The sequence below is a fragment of the Enterobacter sp. 186315 genome (genome assembly GCF_053290175.1).
On the sequence record NZ_JBPTTK010000006.1, the window covers coordinates 222,729 to 246,586 of the forward strand.

Here is a 23,858-nt window from a genome sequence, read left to right on the forward strand (position 1 = left end):
CCGGGGTGAGGGCATCAGGCATTCGCCGTCTTCAGCGTCCGCTCACCCGCACCGCGCTTCATCACCCGCTCCAGCACTTCCGCCTCCAGCTCCGCCAGCCTGACCGAGCCCAGCCGGCGAGGGCGAGGAATATCCACCGTCAAATCCAGTCCAATTTTTCCGTCTTCTATTAATAGCACCCGGTCCGCCATCGCCACCGCTTCGCTCACGTCATGCGTGACCAGCAGAACCGTAAAGCCGTGCTCCTGCCAGAGCGATTCAATCAAATCCTGCATCTCGATCCGCGTCAGCGCATCCAGCGCGCCCAGCGGTTCATCGAGCAGCAGCAGACCGGGGCGATGGATCAAGGCACGCGCCAGCGCCACGCGCTGCTTTTGCCCGCCGGACAGCGCCGCAGGCCACTCGCCCGCGCGAGTTTCCAGCCCGACGGCAGCCAGGGCCCGCTTTGCGCTCTCTTTCCAGTTTCCCTTCAGGCCCAGCCCGACGTTCTCAATCACCGTTTTCCACGGCAGCAGGCGCGCGTCCTGGAACATCATGCGGGTATCGTCCTGAATATCGGCAAGCGGCGTATTGCCTGCCAGAATTTCCCCGCCGTTAGGGGCTTCCAGCCCGGCCAGCAGCCGCAGCAGCGTACTCTTGCCGCCGCCGCTGCGTCCGACCACGGCGACAAACTGCCCGGCGGGAATGTGCAGATCCAATGCGTTCAGAATGGTGTTTTCGCCGTAGCGTTTGGTGACGCCGTTCAGCAGCAGCGGCGTCCCCTGATTCAGTCGGGCGGTATTCATGCTTTTGCCTCCTGATGTGAATAGGCCGGGTTCCAGCGCAGCCAGATGCGTTCGAGCCACTGGGCGCTGACGTCGGCGAGTTTGCCGAGCAGGGCATAAAGAATGATGGCAACCACCACCACGTCGGTTTGCAGGAATTCACGCGCGTTCATTGCCAGATAGCCAATCCCGGAGTTGGCGGAAATGGTTTCTGCCACAATCAGCGTCAGCCACATCAGGCCGAGGGCGAAACGCACGCCGACCATAATCGAGGGCAGGGCGCCCGGGAGGATCACGTGGATGAACAGCGCGAAACCGGATAACCCGTAGCTGCGCGCCATCTCCACCAGCCCGCGATCGATATTGCGGATCCCGTGCCAGGTGTTGATATAAATCGGGAACAGCGTCCCCAGCGCGACGAGAAAGATTTTGGCGCTCTCATCAATGCCAAACCACAAAATGACCAGCGGGATCAGCGCCAGATGCGGCACGTTGCGCAGCATCTGAATCGAGGTGTCCAGCAGCCGCTCGCCCCAGCGGGACAGGCCGCTGATTAATCCCAGCACCAGACCAATGCTGCCGCCAATCGAGAAGCCAATCACCGCCCGCCAGGAGCTAATCGCCAGATGCTGCCACAGCTCACCGCTGACGCTCAGCGACCAGAACGCCTCAACGACGCCCTCCGGAGAGGGCAGAATGCGGCTCGACAGCCAGCCGGTTGACGACGCAAGCTGCCAGATAACCACAATGCCGACGGGCACAAACCAGGGGGCGGCACGCAGCAGCCATTTTTGGGAGGTGGCAGACATATCGGCTCCTTAGCTTTGCGCCGCTTTTCGCGGAATAAATTCGTTGGCGACCGCTTCACCCTGCAACTGTAGCGGGCGAGGCTGCGGGATCTCCGGGATGGCGACGTCGAGGTGCGGGAATAACAGCTCGCCCACCTTGTAGGCCTCTTCCAGATGCGGGTAACCGGAGAGGATAAAGCTGTCGATCCCGAGATCGGCATATTCATTAATGCGTGCCGCCACGGTTGGTCCATCTCCGACCAGCGCCGTGCCTGCGCCGCCTCGCACCAGCCCCACGCCTGCCCACAGGTTCGGGCTGATCTCCAGCTGCTCGCGTTTTCCGTTGTGTAGCGATGCCATGCGGTGCTGGCCGACGGAGTCGGTTTTGGCGAAGGCCGCCTGCGCTTTGGCGATGGTCTCGTCGTCCAGATGTGAGATCAGGCGGTCGGCGGCCTGCCACGCCTCGGCGTTGGTCTCGCGCACGATGACGTGCAGGCGAATACCGAATCGTACCGTGCGGCCCTGCGCCGCCGCTTTCGCGCGCACCTGGGCAATTTTCTCTTTTACCAGCTCCGGCGGCTCGCCCCAGGTCAGGTAGAGATCAACCTGCTCCGCCGCCAGATCCTGCGCCACGTCGGAAGAGCCGCCAAAATAGAGGGGCGGGCGCGGCTGCTGCACCGGCGGGAAGTAGAGTTTCGCGTCGCGTACGTGAATATGCTTGCCTTCGAAGGTGACGGTTTCCCCCTCCAGCAGGCGTCGCCAGACGCGGGTAAATTCCGCCGAGGCTTCATAACGTTCCGTATGATCCAGAAACACGCCATCGCCAGCCAGCTCCTGCGGATCGCTGCCGGTCACCAGGTTGAACAGCGCACGCCCGTTCGACAATCTGTCGAGCGTGGCGGCCTGACGCGCCGCAACGGTCGGGGAGACCACGCTTGGACGCAGCGCGACGAGGAACTTCAGGCGCTGGGTCACCGGGATCATGGAGGCCGCGACCAGCCAGGCGTCTTCGCAGGAACGTCCAGTAGGGATCAGCACGCCGGTAAAGCCGATGCGGTCGGCGGCCTGCGCAATCTGCTGAAGGTAGCCGTGGTCAACCGGGCGGGAGCCTTCTTCTGTGCCAAGATAGTGACCATCACCGTGGGTGGGTAAAAACCAGAATAGATTCAGACTCATGATTTCTTTCCTTCAATGCCAGTGGGTTGCCAGATGCGTTCGCGGATGTTCACCTGTTTTGGAACCAGGCGGTTCTGATAGAAGAGGTCAGCGGTTTGTTGCTGGAGCGCAGCGACGTGCGCATCCACCGGGGTAATGGTGGTCGGTGGACGGTGGTCGAGATAGCTGGCAATGACCGGCTCAGGCAGCCCCATCGTTTTCGCCAGCAGGGCGATGCTCTCGCTGCGCTTGCTCTGCGTCAGCGCATCGGCCTGGGTAAAGGTATCAAGCACGCCCTGAATAAAGGCGCCGTTTTTCTCGGCGTACGGACGCGCGGCGAGATAGAACGAGCCGGTCTGCTTCAGGGTGGAGCCATCTTTCAGCACCCGCACGCCGCCCTGGAGAAGCGCGGCGGAGTAGTACGGATCCCAGATGGCCCATGCATCCACGTTACCCTGCTGGAAGGCAGCGCGTGCGTCTGCGGGCGTCAGGTAGACGGGCTGGATGTCGGTAAATTTCAGCCCTGCCTCCTGTAAGGCGCGCAGCAGCAGGTTATGGGAGCTGGAACCTTTCTGGAACGCAACCTTTTTGCCTTTGAGCTCAGCGACGCTCTTGATGGCGCTGTTTTCAGGCACCAGGATCACTTCCGCTTTTGGCTTAGCGGGCTCTACGCCGACATACACCAGATCCGCGCCCGCGGCCTGGGCAAATATCGGCGGGATGTCCCCGGTACTGCCGAGATCGATACTGCCGACGTTAAGCGCCTCCAGCATCTGCGGCCCGGCCGGGAACTCAACCCAGGAGAATTTGGTGTCCGGGTAACGTTTTTCTAAAAGCTGATGGCTTTTGGCCAGCACCATGCTGACGCTGCCTTTCTGGTAGCCAATCCGCAGGCTGTCCGGTGCAGGGTCTGCCGCGTACGCCAGGGAAGAGAGGGCGACCAGCCCGGCCAGCCCCACGCGGGCTAAGGTTTTAAACATGGGCAACTCCTTGCGGTTGGCTGAAGGCGGGCACCTGAACGTCGCGGCGGTGCAGCGCCTGCCAGAAGGTTTCCAGGGCGCCGTCGAGGCGGGTTTGCAGGTTCGGCGTAAAGTGCGGCTTGTGCTGATAGTCGATAACCTGGGAGTCATCGGCGAAGACGCCGTGCAGGATCTCCTGCGCTTTTAAGGCATTCAGCACCGGCTTGAGGGCGTAATCGACCGCTAACAGATGGGCAACCGTGCCGCCCGTCGCCAGGGGTAGCACCACTTTTCCGTCCAGCGCGCGTTCCGGCAGCAGGTCGAGTAAGGTTTTTAATGCGCCAGAAAACGAGGCTTTATAAACAGGGGTCGCCACGATTAATCCGTCTGCCTCTTTAAGCTGTTCCGTCAGGGCCTTAAGCGCCGGGCTGTCGAAACGGGCATACAGCAGATCTTCCGGCTCAAAGTTGTGCAGGTTCCAGTGGCACACTTCAACGCCGATTGAGTTCAGCTTGTCGCGAGCATATTCCAGTAACGCGCTGGAACGGGAAGGGAAACGTGGACTTCCGGCCAGAGTAATGACGCGCATGTTTTCTCCTTATAACCAATTGTTTGCTTTTATCTAACATTCATAACAATTTTCTGGAGTGTGACACCGGGCGGTTATTCCACTAAATGATTTATCCGCAATTTAAAAGCCATAAACTGCATAAGAAGTCGCCTGAAAGGAAAACGATTGCGTTTTAAGCGGCTTTTTTGCCACAGGTCAATTCCCTTTCCGGACGGGATCGAAGATAATCCCCTCCCGGTTTGCACACCGGGAATCCAGGAGAGTTCATGTACTACCCCTTCGTTCGTAAAGCCCTTTTCCAGCTCGATCCAGAGCGCGCTCATGAATTGACATTCCAGCAGTTACGTCGCCTTACCGGCACGCCACTGGAAGCTCTGGTGCGCCAGAATGTTCCAGAAAAACCCGTGCAGTGCATGGGCCTGACCTTCAAGAATCCGCTGGGTCTGGCGGCCGGGCTGGACAAAAACGGCGAGTGTATTGATGCCCTGGGCGCGATGGGGTTTGGCTCCATCGAAATCGGCACGGTTACGCCGCGTCCGCAGCCGGGAAATGACAAACCGCGCCTGTTCCGTCTGGTCGAGGCTGAAGGTTTGATCAACCGCATGGGCTTTAATAACCACGGCGTTGATAACCTGGTTGAGAATGTAAAAAAAGCCCATTTTGACGGGGTTTTAGGCATTAATATCGGCAAGAATAAAGACACGCCGGTCGAGCAGGGTAAAGATGACTATCTGATTTGTATGGAAAAAGTCTATGCCTATGCCGGGTATATCGCGGTGAATATTTCCTCTCCCAATACCCCGGGCCTGCGCTCTTTGCAATATGGTGAAGCGCTGGACGATCTGCTTAGCGCGATTAAAAATAAGCAAAATGCGCTTCAGGCGATCCACCATAAATATGTTCCGGTGGCGGTGAAGATCGCGCCCGATCTTTCTGTCGAAGAATTGATCCAGGTGGCCGACAGTTTAGTTCGCCATAATATTGATGGTGTTATTGCCACCAATACCACGCTCGATCGTTCTCTCGTTCAGGGAATGAAAAATTGTGACGAAGCGGGGGGCTTAAGCGGTCGTCCGGTACAATTAAAAAGCACCGAAATTATTCGCGCGTTGTCTGCCGAATTAAAAGGCCGCCTGCCTATTATTGGCGTCGGTGGTATCGACTCCGTCATTGCTGCGCGTGAGAAGGTCGCCGCAGGCGCAACGCTGGTGCAAATTTATTCCGGCTTTATTTTTAAAGGCCCGCCGTTGATTAAAGAAATCGTTACGCATATCTAATCTTTTAGGTGTTATCAGACAACCAGGGCTTTATTTCCAGCCCTGGTTGTTTTATATTCCGTCATTGTTGCTTATTTAGACATTATGGTCTTTTATTATTGGTGTTAAAAGCGAAGCGGCAATCAGGACATTTTTAGAACAGGATGTTTGGGGGACGGGAGAGAGAAATGCGAATTAAACCTGACGATAACTGGCGCTGGTATTTTTGCGATGAGCATGACCGCATGATGCTCGATTTAGCCAATGGTATGTTGTTTCGCTCTCGTTTTGCTCGCCGAATGCTAACCCCAGATGCTTTCGCCCCTTCCGGTTTTTGCGTTGATGACGCTGCCCTTTATTTCTCATTTGAAGAGAAATGTCGCGATCTCGACCTCTCTAAAGAACAGCGTGCAGAACTGGTGCTTAATGCGCTGGTGGCTATTCGTTTCCTGAAACCGCAAATGCCAAAAAGCTGGCACTTTCAGGCGCACGGCATGAGCTGGACACCGGCTATCGGTGACGCAGCCAGCGTAAACCTCAGCGATACCGCCGAAGAGGTGAACCTGCTGGTGGTTGAGCCGGGCGAGAATGCGGCGCTCTGCTTGCTGGCGCAGCCCGGCGTGACGATTGCCGGGCGGATGATGCAGCTAGGGGATGCCATCAAAGTGATGAACGACAGGCTGAAACCGCAACTGCGCGTTGACGCCTTCAGCTTGGAGCAGGCGGTTTAAACGTCCAGCTGCACCGATGTTTTCGGAATGCAGCTACAGCATAAAATGGTTCCGTCATTGCCGATGGCTGATTTCTTCAGCGCGCTCACTTCCCCTTCAACCAGCTTGATTCGACAGCATCCGCAGATACCCGCACGACAGGAGTAGGGGACGCGAATTCCCGCCTGTTCCAGCTGCTCAAGTAACACCTGCTGATTGTTGCCGCGAATCACCTGACCCTGCCAGTGAATATCGACCACTGAAGTGGTCTCCATCTCGACGTCGACAAACTCCTCTTCCTGACCTGAGCCGTAGGCTTTTGCCGGACCGCGCGCGAGGATTTCAACCTCGTCGCCCACGCGGATCACGCCGCTGGAGCGCGGGATCAGGTTCTGACCAAAGTCCACGTCGCCGTTGTCCTGCGCGGTGCGAAATGATTGCAGGGTTTTCAGCGGCTCGCCGGACGGGTGCTTCTGGCCTTTCTCCGGGCTGACGGTGGTAAAGATGCAGCGGCTGCACGGCTTCACCACGTCAAAAATCACGCTGCCGATGCGGATCACTTTCCAGGTATCTTCATCCCAGGCCTCTGTGCCGGTGACCACCAGGTTAGGGCGGAACTGCTCCATCTGTACGCTGGCCTTGCAGCGCTGTTGTAAATCACGCAGCGAGGCTTCGTTGGTCAGCAGGAAAGGGAAACCGTCGGCGAAGGAGAGCGGTACCGCGTCGTGGCGCTTCACGCGGCGCGTCAGCTCAGGCCCGACCCAGCGCAGCTGAACGTCGCGGGAAAAGAACGGGCTCAGCCAGCGGTTGATGTCGTCAGGTGCGACCCGCGCGGTAAAATGGTTGCCCCACACTTCCGTTGGCGCATCCACAGGCGCAAAATCACTGAAGCGAACGACCGCGCTCGACCCATCCGGCGCGGTCAGGTGCAAGCCGTCATGCAGAGGGGAAGGGGTAAAGCGAACCATTTGCGGGAACTGGCGTGCTGTAATAAACGTACCGTCAGGCTCGGTGATCATAAATATACGATCGAAGGCAAATCCGCTCATGTCGGCCAGCGCGTGAGAAACGCCAATGCCGCGCATGGATTTCACCGGATGAATAAAAAGCCTGGATAAGGTCGCCACTGCACAGTCCCTCTTTTGAAAATAAGCCTTCAACTTTATGACATACACGCCATATTAGCTATAATGCGCGACAATTTTCTAAGTGTAAAAGTGATGATATGAATTCTCTGTTTGCCAGTACGGCCCGTGGGCTGGAAGAGCTGTTAAAAACTGAACTGGAAGCCCTGGGCGCGCAAGAGTGCCAGGTGGTTCAGGGTGGTGTCCATTTTGAGGGCGACACGCGGCTTATTTACCAGAGCCTGATGTGGAGCCGTCTGGCGTCGCGCATCATGCTGCCGATGAAAGAGTGCAAGGTCTACAGCGATCTTGATCTCTACACCGGCGTACAGATGATCGACTGGACAGAGATCTTCACGCCGGACGCCACCTTCGCCGTTCACTTCAACGGCGTCAACGATGAGATCCGCAACAGCCAGTACGGTGCGCTGCGCGTAAAAGACGCCATCGTTGACTGCTTCACGCGTAAAAATAAGGAACGTCCGAACGTCGATCGCGAAAACCCGGATCTGCGTATCAACGTCTGGCTGAACGGCGACACCGCCAGCATCTCTCTGGATCTGAGCGGCGCGGGTCTTCACCTGCGCGGCTACCGCGATCGTACCGGGATGGCGCCTATCAAAGAAAACCTGGCGGCGGCCATCGTGATGCGCTCCGGCTGGCAGCCGGGCACGCCAATGCTCGATCCGATGTGTGGTTCCGGTACGCTCCTGATTGAAGCGGCTATGCTGGCGACCGATCGCGCGCCTGGCCTGCATCGCGGGCAGTGGGGCTTTAGCGGTTGGGCGCAGCACGACGACGCCATCTGGAAAGAGGTGAAAGCCGAAGCCCAGACCCGCGCGCGCAAAGGCCTGGCAGAGTACACGTCCCACTTCTACGGTTCAGACAGCGACCCGCGCGTCATCGAACGCGCCCGCAGCAACGCCCGTCGCGCCGGTATCGGCGAGCTGATCACCTTCGAAGTGAAAGACGTGGCGAACCTGACTAACCCACTGCCGAAAGGCCCTTACGGTACGGTTATCAGCAACCCGCCTTACGGCGAACGTCTGGACAGCGAACCGGCGCTGATTGCTCTGCACAGCCTGCTCGGTCGCAATATGAAAGATTATTTCGGCGGCTGGAATCTGTCGCTCTTTAGCGCCTCACCGGAGCTGCTGAGCTGCCTGCAACTGCGCGCCGACCGTCAGTTTAAGGCGAAGAACGGCCCGCTGGACTGCGTGCAGAAAAACTACCATCTGGCGGAGAAATCAGCCGACAGCAAGCCGTCAGGCGTGGCGGAAGATTACGCCAACCGTCTGCGTAAAAACCTGAAGAAATTTGAAAAATGGGCGAAGCAGGAAGGCATCGAATGCTATCGCCTGTACGACGCCGACCTGCCGGAATATAACGTGGCGGTTGACCGCTACGCCGACTGGGTCGTGGTTCAGGAATATGCGCCACCGAAAACCGTGGATGCGCAGAAAGCGCGCCAGCGAATGCTGGACGTGATTGCCGCCACCATCGGCGTGCTGGGCATTTCGCCGAACAAGCTGGTGCTGAAAACCCGCGAGCGTCAGAAGGGCAAAAACCAGTATCAGAAGATGAGCGAGAAGGGCGACTTCATTGAAGTGGGCGAATACAACGCGCGCCTGTGGGTCAACCTGACCGATTATCTGGATACCGGCCTGTTCCTCGATCACCGCATTGCCCGCCGCATGCTGGGCCAGATGAGCAAAGGCAAAGATTTCCTTAACCTCTTCTCCTACACCGGCAGCGCCAGCGTTCACGCCGGGCTGGGCGGCGCGCGCAGCACCACCACGGTGGATATGTCCCGCACCTATCTGGAGTGGGCGGAGCGCAACCTGCGTCTGAACGGCTTAACCGGACGTCAGCATCGCCTGATGCAGGCCGACGTGCTCGGCTGGCTGCGCGATACCAACGAGCAGTTCGACCTGATCTTTATCGATCCACCGACCTTCTCCAACTCCAAGCGTATGGAAGATAGCTTTGACGTTCAACGCGATCACCTGCGCCTGATGACCGACCTGAAACGCCTGCTGCGTAAAGGCGGCACCATTATGTTCTCGAACAATAAACGCGGCTTCCGCATGGATCATGACGGTTTAGCAGCCCTGGGCCTGAAAGCACAAGAAATCAGCCAAAAAACGCTGTCCCAGGACTTCGCCCGTAACCGCCAAATCCATAACTGCTGGTTGATCACCGCGGTCTGAAAGGAAAAATAAATGTCATTAATTAGTATGCACGGTGCCTGGCTGTCGTTCAGCGACTCACCGCTTCTCGATAACGCTGAACTGCACATCGAAGATAACGAGCGCGTCTGTCTGGTAGGCCGTAACGGCGCGGGCAAATCGACGCTGATGAAGATCCTTAACCGCGAGCAGGGCCTGGATGACGGGCGTATCGTGTACGAGCAGGATCTGATTGTCTCCCGTCTGCAACAGGATCCGCCGCGCAACGTCGCGGGGACGGTGTATGACTTTGTCGCCGAGGGTATTTCTGAACAGGCGGAATACCTGAAGAGCTACCACGAGATCTCGCATCTGGTGATGACCGACCCGAGCGATAAAAACCTCAATGAGATGGCGCGTCTTCAGGAGCTGCTGGATCACCACGGCCTGTGGCAGCTGGAAAACCGCATCACCGAGGTGCTCGACCAGCTCGGCCTTGATGCGGATACGGAACTGGCTTCCCTGTCCGGCGGCTGGCTGCGTAAAGCGGCGCTGGGCCGTGCGCTGGTCAGCGGCCCGAAAGTGCTGCTGCTGGACGAACCGACGAACCACCTGGATATCGAAGCCATCGACTGGCTGGAAGGGTTCCTGAAAACCTTCGGCGGGACCATTATCTTCATCTCCCACGACCGTTCGTTTATCCGCAATATGGCGACGCGCATTGTCGATCTCGATCGCGGCAAGCTGGTCACCTATCCGGGCGATTACGACACCTATCTGCTGGAAAAAGAAGAAAACCTGCGCGTGGAAGAGCTGCAAAACGCCGAGTTCGATCGCAAGCTGGCGCAGGAAGAGGTGTGGATCCGTCAGGGCATTAAGGCGCGTCGTACCCGTAACGAAGGGCGCGTGCGCGCGCTGAAAGCGATGCGTCGTGAACGCAGCGAGCGCCGTGAAGTGATGGGCAGCGCGAAAATGCAGGTCGAAGAGGCCTCCCGCTCCGGCAAAATTGTCTTTGAGATGGAAAACGTCAACTATCAGGTTGATGGCAAAGTGCTGGTGAATGATTTCTCCGCTCAGGTTCAGCGCGGTGACAAAATTGCCCTTATCGGCCCGAACGGCTGCGGTAAAACCACGCTGCTTAAGCTGATGCTGGGACAATTGCAGGCCGACAGCGGGCGTATCCACTGCGGTACCAAGCTGGAAGTGGCTTACTTCGACCAGCACCGCGCGGAGCTGGATCCGGACAGAACGGTGATGGATAACCTCGCCGAAGGTAAACAAGAGGTAATGGTTAACGGCAAGCCGCGCCATGTTTTAGGCTATTTGCAGGACTTCCTGTTCCACCCTAAACGCGCGATGACGCCGGTGCGCGCCCTGTCCGGCGGTGAGCGTAACCGTCTGCTGCTCGCTCGATTATTCTTAAAACCAAGCAACCTGCTGATCCTCGATGAACCGACGAACGATCTGGATGTCGAAACGCTCGAATTGCTTGAAGAGTTAATTGATGGCTACCAGGGGACGGTAATGCTCGTGAGCCACGATCGTCAGTTCGTGGATAACACGGTCACCGAGTGCTGGATTTTTGAAGGCGAAGGGCGAATTGGTCGTTATGTCGGCGGTTATCACGACGCTCGCGGCCAGCAGTCTCAGTCGCTGATGCAAAAACAGGCGAAGTCCAAAATAGTACCGGAAACTGTTGTCGCAAAAGCAGAAACAGTTAAAAAATCCCCTGCTAAAATGAGCTATAACCTGCAACGCGAACTGGAAGCGCTACCCCAGCGCCTCGAAGAGCTTGAAGCCTCGCTTGAAGCACTCCAGGTTCAGGTCGCCGATGCATCATTCTTTACGCAACCGCACGACTATACTCAGAAAGTATTGGCTGACCTCTCCCAGGCCGAGAAGGCACTGGAAGAAGCTTTTGAGCGCTGGGAGTACCTTGAGTCTCTGAAAAACGGCGCATAAACAGGGATAAACTATGTGTGACCAGCACCATGCCGACAGGCATATATTATGCTCTCAATGCGATATGCTCGTTGCGCTGCCAGTGTTGGGTCACGGACATAAGGCTACCTGTCCACGCTGCGGCGCAACCCTGACTACCCAGTGGGACGCGCCAAGACAGCGTCCTACTGCCTATGCCATTGCTGCGCTGTTCATGCTGCTGCTCTCGAATCTCTTCCCCTTCATTTATATGAAGGTGGGAGGGATCACCAGTCAGGTCGATCTGCTCGAAATCCCTGGCGTGATGTTCTCGGAAGATTACGCCAGCCTCGGCACCTTTTTCCTTCTGTTTGTTCAGATAGTTCCGGCGTTTTGTCTGGTGGTGATCCTGCTGCTGGTCAACCGCGTGCGAATGCCCACCGCCCTGAAAATTAAGCTCGCGCGGATCCTGTTCCAGCTTAAAAGCTGGGGAATGGCGGAGATCTTCCTCGCGGGTATTTTGGTCAGCTTCGTAAAACTGATGGCCTACGGTGACGTGGGGATCGGCAGCAGCTTTATCCCCTGGTGCCTTTACTGTGTGCTGCAACTGCGCGCCTTCCAGTGCGTTGACCGACGCTGGGCGTGGGACGATATCGCCCCTGCGCCCGTGCTTTCGCAAAAGATAAAAGTGGGCGTGCCGGGCATCCGTCAGGGGCTGCGCTCCTGCTCATGCTGCACCGCGGTGCTACCCGCCGAGCAGGAAGTCTGTCCGCGCTGTGGAACCAAAGGCCACGTGCGGCGCAAAAACAGCCTCCAGTGGACCATGGCGCTGCTGGTCACCTCGATCATGCTGTATCTGCCCGCCAATATCTTGCCCATCATGATCACCGATTTGCTCGGCGACAAAATGCCGTCGACCATTCTGGCCGGGGTGATACTGCTGTGGGGAGAAGGTTCGTACCCGGTCGCGGGGGTGATTTTTATCGCCAGTATCATGGTGCCGACGTTGAAGATGATTGCAATTGCGTGGCTCTGCTGGGATGCCAAAGGCAACGGTAAACGCGACAGCGAGCGTATGCATTTGATTTATGAAGTTGTGGAGTTTGTTGGACGCTGGTCAATGATTGACGTGTTCGTCATTGCCGTTTTGTCTGCGCTGGTGAGGATAGGGGGATTGATGAATATTTACCCCGCTATGGGAGCGCTGATGTTTGCGTTGGTCGTTATTATGACCATGTTTGCGGCCATGACCTTCGACCCTCGTTTATCGTGGGATCGTGAGCCCGAGTCAAGCCATGAGGAAGAGTAAGAGCATGGAAAATAAGAGTGGAGAGGCCAAAGTGCAGAAGGTCAGGAATTGGTCGCCGGTGTGGATTTTCCCCATCGTGACCGCGCTGATCGGTGCATGGATACTGTTTTACCATTACAGCCATCAGGGGCCGGAAGTCACGCTGATCACCACCAACGCGGAGGGGATTGAAGGCGGGAAAACCACCATCAAGAGCCGCAGCGTGAATGTGGGGGTGGTTGAAAGCGCGACCCTGACGGACGATCTGACCCACGTTGAAATTAAGGCGCGCCTGAATGCCGGAATGGAAAAACTGTTGCAAGGTGACTCCGTCTTCTGGGTCGTCAAGCCGCAGGTCGGGCGTGAAGGGATCAGCGGGCTAGGCACGCTGTTATCAGGCGCGTATATCGAGCTGAAGCCGGGCAATAAAGGCGCCCAGCCAGCGCAGTATCAGCTTCTGGACGCGCCGCCTCTCGCGCCGCCGGACGCTAAAGGCATTCGCGTGATCCTCGACAGTAAAAAAGCGGGACAGCTCTCCGCGGGCGATCCGGTGCTTTTCCGTGGCTATCGCGTGGGATCGGTTGAAACCAGCACCTTCGATCCGCAAAAGCGCACCATCAGCTACCAGCTGTTTATCAACGCGCCAAACGATCGCCTGGTCACCAGCAACGTGCGTTTCTGGAAAGACAGTGGTATTGCCGTCGATCTGACCTCTGCGGGAATGCGTGTTGAAATGGGCTCACTGACCACCCTATTTGGCGGCGGCGTCAGTTTTGATGTGCCTGAAGGACAGGATCTGGGTCAGCCGGTTGCCGAAAAAACCGCGTTCAGGCTGTTTGACGATCAAAAAAGTATTCAGGATGCGCTCTATACCGATCACATCGACTACCTGATGTTCTTTAAAGATTCCGTGCGTGGCCTCCAGCCGGGCGCGCCTGTGGAATTCAGAGGGATCCGTTTAGGTACGGTCGGACAGGTGCCGTTCTTCGTGCCGGGCCTTAAGCAGATGCTGGATGATGATTACCGCATTCCGGTGCTGATCCGTATCGAACCGGAGCGTCTGATCAACCAGATTGGTGAGAATCAGGATATCGGTGAACATATCTCCGATCTGATGAATCGCGGCCTGCGCGGCTCGCTGAAAACCGGCAACCTGGTGACCGGCGCGCTGTACGTGGATATGGACTTCTATCCGAAAGCGCCGGCGATCACCGGTATTCGCGAGTTCGGCGGTTATAAGATTATCCCAACGGTGAGCAGCGGCCTGGCGCAGATCCAGCAGCGACTGATGGATACGCTGGATAAGATTAACAATCTGCCGCTCAATCCAATGCTTGAAGCCGCGACAGGTTCGTTACATCAGAGCCAGGCGACGATGCAGCGTCTGCAAAAAACGCTGGATAACATCAACAACATCACCGCAAGCCAGTCGATGCAGCAGCTGCCGCAGGATATGCAGAAAACGCTGCGCGAGCTAAACCGCAGTATGCAGGGCTTCCAGCCGGGCTCAGCGGCGTACAACAAGATGGTGGCGGATATGCAGCGTCTTGATCAGGTTCTGCGTGAGCTGCAACCGGTCCTGAAAACGCTCAATGAGAAGAGCAACGCGCTGGTGTTCGAAGCGAAAGATAAAAAGGATCCTGAGCCGAAGAGGGCAAAAGAATGAAAAAGTGGCTATTGAGTGCGGGCGTTCTGCTGTTAACGGCGTGCAGTTCGGGTGTTGATAACAAGAGCTACTACCAGCTGCCTGTGGCGACGCAAACCGGGGTGCAGAGTAGTACCGCCAGCCAGGGCAACCGGCTTTTGTGGGTTGAGCAGGTAAACGTGCCGGACTATCTCGCCGGTAACGGTGTGGTCTACCAGACCAGCGACGTGAAGTATGTTATCGCCGCGAATAACCTGTGGGCCAGCCCGCTGGATCAGCAGCTGCGCAACACGCTGGTGGCCAATCTGGGCAACCAGCTTCCTGGATGGGTTGTCGCTTCGCAGCCGCTGGGCTCCGATCAGGATACGCTTAACGTCACGGTGACGGGCTTCCATGGCCGTTACGACGGTAAAGTTATCATCAGCGGTGAATGGCTGTTAAACCATCAGGGACAGCTGATAAAGCGTCCTTTCCATCTTGAGCTAAAGCAGCAGCAAGACGGTTATGATGAAATGGTCAAAGTGCTGGCTCAGGGATGGGCACAAGAGGCGGCCAGCATCGCCAGAGAGATTTCACCTCTGCCATAAGTAAAATTCATGATAAAAAACCGCTCTCAGTTTCTCGTTGACGGCGGTTTTTTTTTTCGTTTTACGTTCAGGTTGTTACTTGTGCCGCATCACATTTTTTGTACAAATGATTTTCCGCATAGCTCACAAATATGACACCCGTATGAATTTTGAACGTTGACGCTGAGGCTGATTCGGGTTATTCGTTATCTGTGCTTGCACATTTTGCAACCACTGTTTTCTTTCCACCAGACAAAAGAATGAGGGAAACGAGGCATGAAGAGACAGAAACGAGATCGCCTGGAAAGGGCTCATCAACGTGGTTATCAGGCTGGCATCGCCGGACGTTCTAAAGAAATGTGTCCCTATCAAACCTTGAATCAAAGGTCGCAATGGTTAGGGGGCTGGCGAGAAGCCATCGGAGACAGGGCAGTACTTGCTTGATAGCGTCTCTTTAAAAAAGAAACCTCCGCACTGCGGAGGTTTCGCCTTTCTGAAGCCGCTAAATGCGTGTCTTAGAACGCAGAGGTGTCCTGGAACAGACCGACTTTCAGGTCGTTCGCGGTATAGATCTGACGACCATCAACCAGCACTTCACCATCCGCCAGGCCCATAATCAGACGACGGTTAACGATGCGCTTGAAGTGAATGCGGTAGGTGACTTTCTTCGCGGTCGGCAGAACCTGACCGGTGAATTTCACTTCGCCAACGCCCAGCGCGCGGCCTTTGCCTTCGCCGCCGAGCCAGCCCAGATAGAAACCAACCAGCTGCCACATCGCATCGAGGCCCAGGCAGCCTGGCATTACCGGATCGCCAATAAAGTGGCAACCGAAGAACCACAGATCGGGGTTGATATCGAGTTCCGCTTCTACGTAGCCCTTATCATAGTTGCCGCCGGTTTCGGTCATTTTAACGACACGGTCCATCATCAGCATACTTGGTGCCGGTAACTGCGGGCCTTTCGCGCCAAACAGTTCACCGCGACCAGAGGCAAGAAGGTCTTCTTTTGTATAGGATTCGCGTTTATCTACCATGTTCTCAGTAAGCCTTATTTTAGTGAAGCACGCAGGATAGCTAACACGTGTACGCTGAACAAGTCCGATCAGTTCGGACTAAACCAGCCGAGCCAGCGTAACGGCCACGGATAACGATGACGCGCGTCCTGCTGCGTCGCCTGTGCAATACGTTCCTGAATCGTCTGCATCAGGGTTGTCTGGCCTTCGCCATCCCACACCAGATTTGTCAGTAAGGGTAGCGCATCCTCAATGCCTTCGATGGCCCAGATAGCAAATTGCTCCTGCTCTACGGCGTCCAGAAGCGCCTGGCTCAGGCTCAAATGACGCGCATTCGGTGCAGGAATGATAACGCCCTGTTTGCCGTTCAGACCGCGCTGCTGGCAGATAGAGAAGAATCCTTCGATTTTCTCATTCAGACCCCCTACTGGCTGCGCGCGACCAAACTGATCGACCGAGCCGGTGATGGCGATGTTCTGGTTGATCGGCACTTCTGCAAGGGCGCTGATTAACGCGCACAGCTCGGCCATAGAGGCGCTGTCGCCGTCGACTTCGCTGTACGATTGCTCAAAGGTCAGCGAGGCGGAGAAGGGGATCTGCTGCTCAAGCTGCAATTCAGACATCAGGAACGCCTGCATGATCATCATGCCTTTGGCGTGAATGTTTCCGCCAAGTTCCGCCTTGCGCTCGATGTCGACAAATTCGCCGTCGCCAATATGCACAACGCAGCTAATACGAGAAGGCTCACCAAAGGCGCGCGGATGACCCGGAAACTCGATAACCGACAGGGCGTTAATTTGCCCGATGCGCTCACCCTCGGTTTCCACCAGGATCTGTTCCAGCAGAATTTCATCCTGCATACGCTCAGCCAGATACCCTTCACGCCATTCGCGCTGCACCAGCATCTGTGTCAGCGCTTCAGCGCTGAACGTTCCTTCACCGCTGATTACGCCCACTTCACGCAGCTGCCTGCTTATCCAGAGAGGACACAGCGGCAGGGTATCCTGATCGCCGGTATAGCGAACCGCTTCCCGGATCAGCCCGGCCCAGGCATCAGCAGCGGGCACAGGCAGTTCATAGCGCGCCGCGACCGCCAGTACCCACTGACACCACTGCGCCATGTCGTCGGCGTCGGCAATCTGAATGTTGTCTTCAAATTCGCTGTAAACGGCCTGGCTGGCGAGTTCCGGCTCCATCTCCTGGAGATCGGCCAGCGACTCACGATCGCCCGTCAGCACCACGGTCAAGGACATCGGCATGGACGGAACGGCAACCGGAAGAGGGCGGGATTCGTCGAAGCTTACCCAGTCAAAACGCTGCTCGGTGACGATGGTTTTAAGACGCATCCACAGCAGCGGCTGGGCCAGCAGCGTTCTCAGGGAAATAATGAGCACGCCGCCATTGGCGCGATGCACCAGTCCCGGCTGAAGCGACAGTTCGCCATTGAACTGGCGCAGGCAGCCAAAGAGCTGCTCCGCCTCGACCCAGTTAGCGGTGACGACTTCACTCTGCGCGGCAAAACGATTATCAGCCTGCGCGGCAGGTTCGAAGAGAATATGTTGACCTGCGATACGATACTGGCCGCCAAAAACGGTATCTGTTTCTGGCTGCAACTGGCGCACGGCATCGCCCAGAAGCGTCAAATACTCGGCTTCTTCCGGGGCCTTGAGCAGCATGAAGGGAGATGTGGCCCACGGGCTTAACACCTGCTCCAGCGCATAATGCAAACGCGGTTGTGTATCGCTAAGTATAAATTCGTGTTCTTTGGCGAGATCTGGCTGTGTAAATAGCGCCTGATAACTTTCGGTATCGGGAACCAGGTCACGCCATGCAAGTTTCGTAATGGTCAAAGTTGATGTTTTTTAGTCAGATGTAAAACCGTGGAGTATACCGTAAGGGGCAGTCTCTTCCCAAGCAGGATTGGGTATTTACGCGGGGGTTTCTCCTGTAATGATAAGCAGGATATGATTTCTTTTCAGCAGATTGGCAAAAAACTGATATTCTGAACAGAGTTACGAGGTAACACTGAGATCGCAATGAAATATCAACAACTGGAAAATCTCGAAAGCGGCTGGAAATGGAAGTACCTGGTCAAAAAACACCGTGAAGGCGAATTGATCACCTGCTACATCGAAGCCAGCGCTGCAAAAGAAGCAGTGGATATGTTGCTGACCCTCGAAAATGAACCGGTTCAGGTTAACGGCTGGATTGAGAAGCATATCAATCCGGCGCTGCTCAATCGGATGAAGCAAACTATCCGTGCGCGTCGCAAGCGGCATTTTAATGCTGAGCATCAGCACACCCGCAAGAAATCTATCGATCTTGAATTTATCGTCTGGCAAAGGCTGGCAGGGCTGGCACAACGGCGCGGTAAAACATTATCGGAGACTGTCGTTCAGCTGATTGAAGATGCAGAGCATAAAGAGAAGTATGCCAACCAGATGTCGACGCTGAAGACAGATTTGCAGGCGCTTCTGGGTAAAAAGTAAGTTTTTACGTTTCTTCAGACAATAAAAAACCCCGCAATGCGGGGTTTTTTTAAGACGATAACTTATGCCGCAGGCTGAGTTACAACGTCTTTGATGCCTTTAACTTCGATCTCAACGCGACGATCTGGTGCCAGGCAGTCGATCAGTGCTGCGCGAGCTTTAACGTTGTCACAGGTAGAACCGGTAACTGGGTTAGCTTCGCCCATGCCACGTGGGGAGATCTTGTTAGCTGGGATACCTTTAGAGATCAGGTAATCAACAACAGACTGAGCACGTTTCTCAGACAGACCCTGGTTGTAAGCATCAGAACCGATACGGTCGGTGAAGCCCAGAACCACTACAGAACCATCTTTAGGATCCAGGTTGCTCAGCTGGGTGTACAGCTGATCCAGTGCCTGCTGACCTTCTGGTTTCAGGGTAGCTTTGTTGAAGTTGAACAGAACGTCAGACTTCAGAGTGAAGTGCTTGGTCTGTACTTCTGGAGCTGGAGCCGGAGCTGGAGCTACGACTGGCGCATCTTCCTGCTGACCGAAACGGTAGGAAACACCTACGCTCAGCATGCCGTTGTCTGGACGAACACCAACGGTGTTGCCGTCGCCGATGTTGTTAACCCACTGGTATTCCAGACGGGTAGCGATGTCACGGGTCATAGCCCACTCAACGCCACCAGCGAATACTGGGGAAACACCAGTGTCGTGGTCGTCGCCAGCGATGCTGTTGCTGGAGTCAGCGCGCCATACCATGCCGCCCAGACGGGTATACACGTCCAGATCGTCAGTTACTGGGTAACCCAGTTTAGCGGTCAGCTGAACGCCTTGTGCTTTGAAAGCGCCATTTACGTTGTTGCCTTTGTATGGCATACGACCTAACCAGTCGTAACCCATTTCAAAACCAACATACGGGTTAACCTGATAGCCACCGAACGCACCTGCACCAAGCTGGCTCTCGTGAGTCGGGCCATCGTTGTTCAGATCGCTGTTGTACCAGCCGGTGTCATGGAACTGAGACCAGCCCAGTTTACCACCTGCATACCAGGTATTATCTTTCGGAGCGGCCTGCGCTACGGTAGCGAAGCCAGCCAGTGCCACTGCAATCGCGATAGCTGTCTTTTTCATTTTTTGCGCCTCGTTATCATCCAAAATTTGCCATGAAAATCTTTATCAAGAGATCACGGTTAAATCCTTCACCGGGGGGCGTGGTCAAATATAAATCTACCGATATCTTCGGCTTAGGCCGAGCACCCCTGGCGATGTAAAGTCTACAACGTAGCTAGAAACTTACAAGTGTGAACTCCGTCAGGCATATGAAAAAAAAAGTTCCGTATACCTAATATTTAACATTTTTTGTACGGAATTTGTGCAGTAAAATTAACGAGAACCGCACCAGACAAGCCTTGCCGAAGATTTCGCGATCTGAACTATTTCTCAATCTTATGGTCAAAAAAAATTCCAGGAATAGTCTTAATTTCGCTCAATGATACAAATTAGAGTGAATTTTTACCCCGGATAGTTGTCCTTTGCGATGAGGATCTGGACGAACCGGACGCATAATGAACCCGATCGCATTACCTTCTTCTGCCGCTTCGGTCAGTCGGAAATGCTCTTCTTCCGTCAATTCATCTGACAACCATCCAATCACGACGCTGTAGTTCCCCGTGCGTAAGGCGCGGATCATAGACTCGACCGTATCGCAGGGTGAAAGCTGATTAATCTGCATCACCTTTGTCAGCGGCAGTCCAGCCGACAGCACCCATTCACGGCTTAATTTTTGTTGCGGCGTCAGCCAGAGCTGCCAGCGAGACTGCTGACCAAGCTGTTGTAATAATGGCAGTAAAAGGAGTTGCGTCAACAGAGGCTGGTCTTCGCGATAAACCACTTCACTGATAAGACCTGTCGAAACACTCCCGACGGATTTCTTCGCGGTATTGCCCGCGGTAGAAGAGAGAGAGGTTGAGCGATTTGCATAGCCTGAAGTGTACATATTCATTCCAGCCCTGTAGTTACTGTATGGATATACAGTAACCCCTGTATGTATAAAGATCAACTTCAATTTCTGAAAGCCCCTCGCAAATTTCGCTCATGAACTGCGCATAACTCAAATTGATCTTGCTCACAAACGATAAGTTGCCTATTTTCCTGATAACGGATCCGGTAGTCAGTAAACGCCCTTTTACCATTTGATTTTTATAGAGAAATATCATGAAAAAGATATCGTACGAGAGGATTTATAAATCTCAGGAATACCTTTCACCTTTGGGCAATATCCAGCATCGTGCGCTTTTTGGCGGTTATACCCTGGCGGTGGATGATGCGGTTTTTGCCATGGTGGCAGAGGGGGAACTTTACATCCGGGCCTGCGAAGAGAGCGCAACATACTGTGTGAAACACGCCTCGTCCTATTTAACGCTCATGAAGCGGGGCCGTCCGGTACCCCTGAACTATTTCCGCGTTGACGACGGCCTGTGGCAGGACAGGGATAAATTACTCCAGCTCTCTTCCTATGCGCTGGCGGCAGCGAGGCACGAGCGGGTTCAGCGCTATCAGCGAAACCGGCTAAAAGATCTGCCAAACCTGACGTTCCAGCTCGAAGTTCTGCTTTACGAAGCAGGCATCACCAATGAGAAAACGTTACGGGAGCTTGGGGCGAAGCGGAGCTGGCTGAAGGTGCGGGCCATCAATAAACAGCTGGGGATCAAGGTGCTGTTTGCGCTTAAAGGGGCTATTGAAGGGATGCATGAGGCGGCGCTCCCGGCTGACACTCGCCAGGAGCTAACCGACTGGTTTAACGCGTTACCGGATCCAGTGGAGAATTACTCCGCCAGGTAGCAATGAGCTGCTGAAGGCGACAGATTTCCGGCAGCAGGGCAATGAGCAGGCCAATCTGTTGGAGAACCAGCGGTGCTTTGCTGTCGGAACCGGGATCGAGATGGGCGATACGCTGGGACAGCTCGTCCAGCGCCTGGCGAACGCGTGGTTCATCGGCCGGGCGATGGTGAAGGGCATCATCAACGTAACAGACGGCATCATCCAGCAGGGCAAGAATACCCGGGTTGCTCAGCTTTTCACGGTGGGCGCCCAGCGTAGAGATGTAGCTGGTAAAAGTATGGTTCAGGCAGAGCAGACGAAACGCGGTTTCCTTAATTTCAGGGGTGGCACCGGGTTCCGTAGACATATTTGACACCACGGAAGCCAGCTCTGAATCGCTGTTGTGCGCGTCACGGCGGGCGATACGGTAGGCCAGCCGGTTGTCACGTCCCTGGTGATACTGCTCCAGAATGGCATCCAGATAGCGGCAGTTGGCGTTCATCGCTCTGTTCAGCACGCGCGGTAGATTGCGAAAACGCCAGTCCGGCCAGATAAAGCTCACGGCGGCCCAGGCTATTGCACAGCCGATTAAGGTATCAATCACGCGCGGCAGGGCGACTTCAAAACCTTCACCCAGCAGGTTAAAGCAGAGCAGCACCAGCAGGGTGATGAACATCGTGGCGTGGGCGTACTGTACGTTACGAAACGCGAAGAACAGTACGCCGGTTATCACGATAAGAATCAGCTGCCCTTCTATAGAAGGCACGAAGTAGAGCACGGGCAGGCCAATTGCGACCCCGACCAGAGTACCGATGATTCGCAGCGCCAGGCGGTGGCGCGTGGCGTTGTAGTTCGGCTGGCAAACAAACAGGCTGGTCAGCAAGATCCAGTAGCCGTGATGCAGCCCGGTTATCTGTATAAAGGCATAGCCCACGCAGAGCACCAGCGACATTCGTACCGCGTGGCGGAACAGCGCGGATTCCGGCGTAAAGTTCCGGCTCAGGCGCAACCACATGTCGCTAAAGCTGTGAACGCCATCATCGGACAGCTGGCTGTTCGCATCATTACCCGGCATCGCCATCGCCTGCTCGGACTCAATGGTGGCAAGCTGGGCATCGATTGCCCGCAGGTTATTGAGTAAAAAGCCCAGCGCTTTAATCTGATCCGGCGAAGTGCCGCTGGCCTGCACGCGATCGAGCGCCGCGTCCAGATGGCTGAAAGCGCGTTCGAAACGCGGATCGTGCTGGTAGGGCGTTCGCAGCAGAATTGAGCGCGCCAGCTGCTGGCAGGCCTGGGACTGCATCGAGAGCAGACGCTGGAAGCGGAACATCACGTCGCTATAGCGGAACTTCTCTCTGAGGGCGGCATATTGCACGTGGGACGAACTGGCGCGTTCGTGAATATCCTGCGCCGCAAAATAGTAGTGCAACGTTCTGCGGGTGCCGCGCTGACCGCGATCGCCACGCAGTCGGGTCAGAAGAGACGCTTTCGTCTGGTTCAGGGTCGCAACAAGCTGACCGTTTGCCAGCGCCAGATCGTAAAGCGGGGCCTGGCTCTCCTCTTCAATATCCGGATCGAAGAGTCGGGATTTGAGTTCCAGATAGTGCGCCAGCTGTTCATAGCTGCGCGCGAGGTTGTCCTGCAAGGCGCGAACCGGGAAGATCAGGTGCCCGGTCAGGGTAAGCAGGTTATACCAGATTGCCCCCAGCAGCAGCAGGACCGGCTGTTGATACCACTGGTCGTAAAGCGACACGCCGAGCATGGTATAGACCGCAATCAGCAGCGCGCCAAAGGCGATGGTAGCGTAGCGTTGCCCCAGCCCGCCCAGCAGAATAAACCCGCTGGTGGAGAGCGTCAGGCCGATGGCAAAGAGCCACGGCCACGGGAACAGCAGCTCCACGGACGCCGAGGCGATAAAGAAGCAGATAAGCGTGATGACCAGGTTACGCAGCCGTCCGGCAAGACGGTCGTCCAGATCCGCCAGCGCCCCGGCAACCACGCCGAGGGTTAGCGGAATGGTGAGCTTAACGTCGTCTATCCACCACGGCAGGGCAACCGTGCCGCACAGGGCGATAAAGATCCTGACGTTATAGAGCCAGTTACTGTTCCAGGTATAGCGGCGAAGCAGTGGGCTTAGCATATGCGCGGCCTGTCCTTATTACTGAAAACGACGGCGGGCATTGGCTTCGCGCGCGGCCTGCGCCACTTCAACCGGAACGACTCTGCGCCCGACGGGCCACAGGGCGATTGCCGCGATTTTGAAATTCGCGATCCCAACCGGAATACCGATAATCGTAATGCACTGGGCGATACCGGCAAAAATGTGCATCACGCACAGCCACCAGCCAAAGAAAATCAGCCACAGAATGTTGAGCAAGGTTCCGCCGGTGTTCATCAGCGCGCTTTTCCCTTCCGGGTTCAGCTCGTCCACGTGAACGGCCTCGTTACCATAAGGAAGCAGCGACAGTTTGGTGATTTCCCAGCAGGAGCGCGTCAGGGGAAGCGTGAAAATGAGCACGATGCTCACCAGGGTGGCAAAAAGCCATGAAAGGGTGGTGGCAAAACCGCCAAGGACAAAATTCAAAATATTCAGAACGGTACGCATAAACCCTCAGTTCCTTTCGATATGATTAACGCC

At 55.8% G+C, this 23,858-nt stretch carries 22 protein-coding genes; 10 read left to right on the top strand and 12 right to left on the bottom strand.

The window, feature by feature from the left end:
* Nucleotides 1-14: 14 nt before the first annotated feature.
* Genes ssuB through ssuE form a run of 5 tightly spaced genes read right to left on the bottom strand, consistent with a single transcriptional unit; the run spans nt 15 to nt 4,255 of the window.
* Nucleotides 15-785 (bottom strand): aliphatic sulfonates ABC transporter ATP-binding protein, encoded by a 771-nt coding sequence (gene ssuB / locus ACSVHP_RS09625; protein WP_234673958.1) that lies wholly within the window; start codon nt 783-785, stop codon nt 15-17.
* Nucleotides 782-1,573 (bottom strand): aliphatic sulfonate ABC transporter permease SsuC, encoded by a 792-nt coding sequence (ssuC, locus tag ACSVHP_RS09630; protein WP_447551773.1) that lies wholly within the window; start codon nt 1,571-1,573, stop codon nt 782-784. The genes ssuB and ssuC overlap by 4 nt, the downstream gene beginning before the upstream one ends.
* A 9-nt stretch (nt 1,574-1,582) precedes the next feature.
* On the bottom strand, nt 1,583-2,728 hold the full coding sequence (gene ssuD, locus ACSVHP_RS09635) for an FMNH2-dependent alkanesulfonate monooxygenase (protein ID WP_417314767.1): 1,146 nt from the start codon (nt 2,726-2,728) through the stop codon (nt 1,583-1,585).
* The gene (locus ACSVHP_RS09640) at nt 2,725-3,687 is read right to left on the bottom strand and encodes a sulfonate ABC transporter substrate-binding protein (RefSeq protein ID WP_234673955.1); all 963 of its coding nucleotides are present in this window, start codon (nt 3,685-3,687) and stop codon (nt 2,725-2,727) included. Before ACSVHP_RS09640 ends, ssuD begins: the two co-directional genes overlap by 4 nt.
* Nucleotides 3,680-4,255 carry an NADPH-dependent FMN reductase gene (gene ssuE, locus ACSVHP_RS09645; protein ID WP_417314766.1) on the bottom strand — a complete coding sequence of 192 codons (576 nt, stop codon included), beginning with the start codon at nt 4,253-4,255 and terminating at the stop codon, nt 3,680-3,682. Before ssuE ends, ACSVHP_RS09640 begins: the two co-directional genes overlap by 8 nt.
* Before the next feature lie 248 nt (nt 4,256-4,503).
* Here ssuE and pyrD point away from each other — a divergent pair, with 248 nt between their 5' ends.
* Nucleotides 4,504-5,514 carry a quinone-dependent dihydroorotate dehydrogenase gene (gene pyrD, locus ACSVHP_RS09650; protein ID WP_234673953.1) on the top strand — a complete coding sequence of 337 codons (1,011 nt, stop codon included), beginning with the start codon at nt 4,504-4,506 and terminating at the stop codon, nt 5,512-5,514.
* 167 nt (nt 5,515-5,681) lie between these two features.
* Entirely contained in the window at nt 5,682-6,224 is a 543-nt protein-coding gene (gene zapC / locus ACSVHP_RS09655) for a cell division protein ZapC (protein ID WP_447551774.1), read from the top strand.
* Here the strand turns inward: zapC and ACSVHP_RS09660 are convergent.
* Nucleotides 6,221-7,330: a YcbX family protein gene (locus tag ACSVHP_RS09660; protein ID WP_447551775.1), complete on the bottom strand. Its 1,110-nt coding sequence runs from the start codon at nt 7,328-7,330 to the stop codon at nt 6,221-6,223. The two genes, zapC and ACSVHP_RS09660, sit on opposite strands and share 4 nt — an antisense overlap.
* Nucleotides 7,331-7,428: 98 nt before the next feature.
* Here ACSVHP_RS09660 and rlmKL point away from each other — a divergent pair, with 98 nt between their 5' ends.
* The 6 genes from rlmKL (at nt 7,429) to rmf (ending at nt 15,358) form a co-directional block, all read left to right on the top strand.
* The gene (gene rlmKL, locus ACSVHP_RS09665; protein ID WP_447551776.1) at nt 7,429-9,537 is read left to right on the top strand and encodes a bifunctional 23S rRNA (guanine(2069)-N(7))-methyltransferase RlmK/23S rRNA (guanine(2445)-N(2))-methyltransferase RlmL; all 2,109 of its coding nucleotides are present in this window, start codon (nt 7,429-7,431) and stop codon (nt 9,535-9,537) included.
* Nucleotides 9,538-9,549: 12 nt separating this feature from the next.
* Entirely contained in the window at nt 9,550-11,457 is a 1,908-nt protein-coding gene (locus tag ACSVHP_RS09670) for an ABC transporter ATP-binding protein (RefSeq protein ID WP_447551777.1), read from the top strand.
* A gap of 13 nt (nt 11,458-11,470) precedes the next feature.
* Nucleotides 11,471-12,724 (top strand): membrane integrity-associated transporter subunit PqiA, encoded by a 1,254-nt coding sequence (gene pqiA / locus ACSVHP_RS09675; RefSeq protein WP_447551778.1) that lies wholly within the window; start codon nt 11,471-11,473, stop codon nt 12,722-12,724.
* A 4-nt stretch (nt 12,725-12,728) separates the two neighbouring features.
* On the top strand, nt 12,729-14,369 hold the full coding sequence (pqiB, locus tag ACSVHP_RS09680; protein WP_447551779.1) for an intermembrane transport protein PqiB: 1,641 nt from the start codon (nt 12,729-12,731) through the stop codon (nt 14,367-14,369).
* Nucleotides 14,366-14,935 carry a membrane integrity-associated transporter subunit PqiC gene (pqiC, locus tag ACSVHP_RS09685; protein ID WP_447551780.1) on the top strand — a complete coding sequence of 190 codons (570 nt, stop codon included), beginning with the start codon at nt 14,366-14,368 and terminating at the stop codon, nt 14,933-14,935. The genes pqiB and pqiC overlap by 4 nt, the downstream gene beginning before the upstream one ends.
* Before the next feature lie 255 nt (nt 14,936-15,190).
* Complete coding sequence (gene rmf / locus ACSVHP_RS09690) at nt 15,191-15,358, top strand: ribosome modulation factor (RefSeq protein WP_010429337.1); 168 nt, start codon at nt 15,191-15,193, stop codon at nt 15,356-15,358.
* A 71-nt stretch (nt 15,359-15,429) separates the two neighbouring features.
* Here rmf and fabA read toward each other — a convergent pair whose 3' ends face one another.
* Together fabA and ACSVHP_RS09700 are read right to left on the bottom strand one after the other, a co-directional pair.
* Complete coding sequence (gene fabA / locus ACSVHP_RS09695) at nt 15,430-15,948, bottom strand: bifunctional 3-hydroxydecanoyl-ACP dehydratase/trans-2-decenoyl-ACP isomerase (protein WP_234673945.1); 519 nt, start codon at nt 15,946-15,948, stop codon at nt 15,430-15,432.
* A gap of 68 nt (nt 15,949-16,016) precedes the next feature.
* The gene (locus ACSVHP_RS09700) at nt 16,017-17,777 is read right to left on the bottom strand and encodes an AAA family ATPase (protein ID WP_447551781.1); all 1,761 of its coding nucleotides are present in this window, start codon (nt 17,775-17,777) and stop codon (nt 16,017-16,019) included.
* A 186-nt stretch (nt 17,778-17,963) separates the two neighbouring features.
* On the opposite strand from ACSVHP_RS09700, the gene matP reads away from it, so the two are divergent.
* Nucleotides 17,964-18,416, top strand: a complete 453-nt coding sequence (matP, locus tag ACSVHP_RS09705) for a macrodomain Ter protein MatP (protein ID WP_234673943.1) — start codon at nt 17,964-17,966, stop codon at nt 18,414-18,416.
* Between the two features lie 62 nt (nt 18,417-18,478).
* Here matP and ompA read toward each other — a convergent pair whose 3' ends face one another.
* Nucleotides 18,479-19,531 (bottom strand): porin OmpA, encoded by a 1,053-nt coding sequence (gene ompA / locus ACSVHP_RS09710; protein WP_234673942.1) that lies wholly within the window; start codon nt 19,529-19,531, stop codon nt 18,479-18,481.
* A 355-nt stretch (nt 19,532-19,886) separates the two neighbouring features.
* The gene (gene sulA / locus ACSVHP_RS09715; protein WP_417313482.1) at nt 19,887-20,396 is read right to left on the bottom strand and encodes an SOS-induced cell division inhibitor SulA; all 510 of its coding nucleotides are present in this window, start codon (nt 20,394-20,396) and stop codon (nt 19,887-19,889) included.
* A 218-nt stretch (nt 20,397-20,614) separates the two neighbouring features.
* Between sulA and ACSVHP_RS09720 the strand changes: the two genes are divergently transcribed.
* Nucleotides 20,615-21,241, top strand: coding sequence for a TfoX/Sxy family DNA transformation protein (locus tag ACSVHP_RS09720; RefSeq protein ID WP_447551782.1), 627 nt, complete (start codon nt 20,615-20,617; stop codon nt 21,239-21,241).
* Here ACSVHP_RS09720 and yccS read toward each other — a convergent pair.
* On the bottom strand, nt 21,198-23,360 hold the full coding sequence (gene yccS / locus ACSVHP_RS09725) for a YccS family putative transporter (RefSeq protein WP_447551783.1): 2,163 nt from the start codon (nt 23,358-23,360) through the stop codon (nt 21,198-21,200). The genes ACSVHP_RS09720 and yccS overlap by 44 nt on opposite strands.
* An 18-nt stretch (nt 23,361-23,378) precedes the next feature.
* Nucleotides 23,379-23,825 (bottom strand): YccF domain-containing protein, encoded by a 447-nt coding sequence (locus ACSVHP_RS09730; protein WP_234673939.1) that lies wholly within the window; start codon nt 23,823-23,825, stop codon nt 23,379-23,381.
* Nucleotides 23,826-23,858: the final 33 nt, after the last annotated feature.

Excerpts from the sequence above, each read along its gene's own strand:
- ssuB (WP_234673958.1), bottom strand. The coding sequence starts at position 785 with ATGAATACCGCCCGACTGAATCAGGGGACGCCGCTGCTGCTGAACGGC.
- ssuC (WP_447551773.1), bottom strand. The coding sequence starts at position 1,573 with ATGTCTGCCACCTCCCAAAAATGGCTGCTGCGTGCCGCCCCCTGGTTT.
- ssuD (WP_417314767.1), bottom strand. The coding sequence starts at position 2,728 with ATGAGTCTGAATCTATTCTGGTTTTTACCCACCCACGGTGATGGTCAC.
- ACSVHP_RS09640 (WP_234673955.1), bottom strand. The coding sequence starts at position 3,687 with ATGTTTAAAACCTTAGCCCGCGTGGGGCTGGCCGGGCTGGTCGCCCTC.
- ssuE (WP_417314766.1), bottom strand. The coding sequence starts at position 4,255 with ATGCGCGTCATTACTCTGGCCGGAAGTCCACGTTTCCCTTCCCGTTCC.
- pyrD (WP_234673953.1), top strand. The coding sequence starts at position 4,504 with ATGTACTACCCCTTCGTTCGTAAAGCCCTTTTCCAGCTCGATCCAGAG.
- zapC (WP_447551774.1), top strand. The coding sequence starts at position 5,682 with ATGCGAATTAAACCTGACGATAACTGGCGCTGGTATTTTTGCGATGAG.
- rlmKL (WP_447551776.1), top strand. The coding sequence starts at position 7,429 with ATGAATTCTCTGTTTGCCAGTACGGCCCGTGGGCTGGAAGAGCTGTTA.
- ACSVHP_RS09670 (WP_447551777.1), top strand. The coding sequence starts at position 9,550 with ATGTCATTAATTAGTATGCACGGTGCCTGGCTGTCGTTCAGCGACTCA.
- pqiA (WP_447551778.1), top strand. The coding sequence starts at position 11,471 with ATGTGTGACCAGCACCATGCCGACAGGCATATATTATGCTCTCAATGC.
- pqiB (WP_447551779.1), top strand. The coding sequence starts at position 12,729 with ATGGAAAATAAGAGTGGAGAGGCCAAAGTGCAGAAGGTCAGGAATTGG.
- pqiC (WP_447551780.1), top strand. The coding sequence starts at position 14,366 with ATGAAAAAGTGGCTATTGAGTGCGGGCGTTCTGCTGTTAACGGCGTGC.
- rmf (WP_010429337.1), top strand. The coding sequence starts at position 15,191 with ATGAAGAGACAGAAACGAGATCGCCTGGAAAGGGCTCATCAACGTGGT.
- fabA (WP_234673945.1), bottom strand. The coding sequence starts at position 15,948 with ATGGTAGATAAACGCGAATCCTATACAAAAGAAGACCTTCTTGCCTCT.
- matP (WP_234673943.1), top strand. The coding sequence starts at position 17,964 with ATGAAATATCAACAACTGGAAAATCTCGAAAGCGGCTGGAAATGGAAG.
- ompA (WP_234673942.1), bottom strand. The coding sequence starts at position 19,531 with ATGAAAAAGACAGCTATCGCGATTGCAGTGGCACTGGCTGGCTTCGCT.
- sulA (WP_417313482.1), bottom strand. The coding sequence starts at position 20,396 with ATGTACACTTCAGGCTATGCAAATCGCTCAACCTCTCTCTCTTCTACC.
- ACSVHP_RS09720 (WP_447551782.1), top strand. The coding sequence starts at position 20,615 with ATGAAAAAGATATCGTACGAGAGGATTTATAAATCTCAGGAATACCTT.
- yccS (WP_447551783.1), bottom strand. The coding sequence starts at position 23,360 with ATGCTAAGCCCACTGCTTCGCCGCTATACCTGGAACAGTAACTGGCTC.
- ACSVHP_RS09730 (WP_234673939.1), bottom strand. The coding sequence starts at position 23,825 with ATGCGTACCGTTCTGAATATTTTGAATTTTGTCCTTGGCGGTTTTGCC.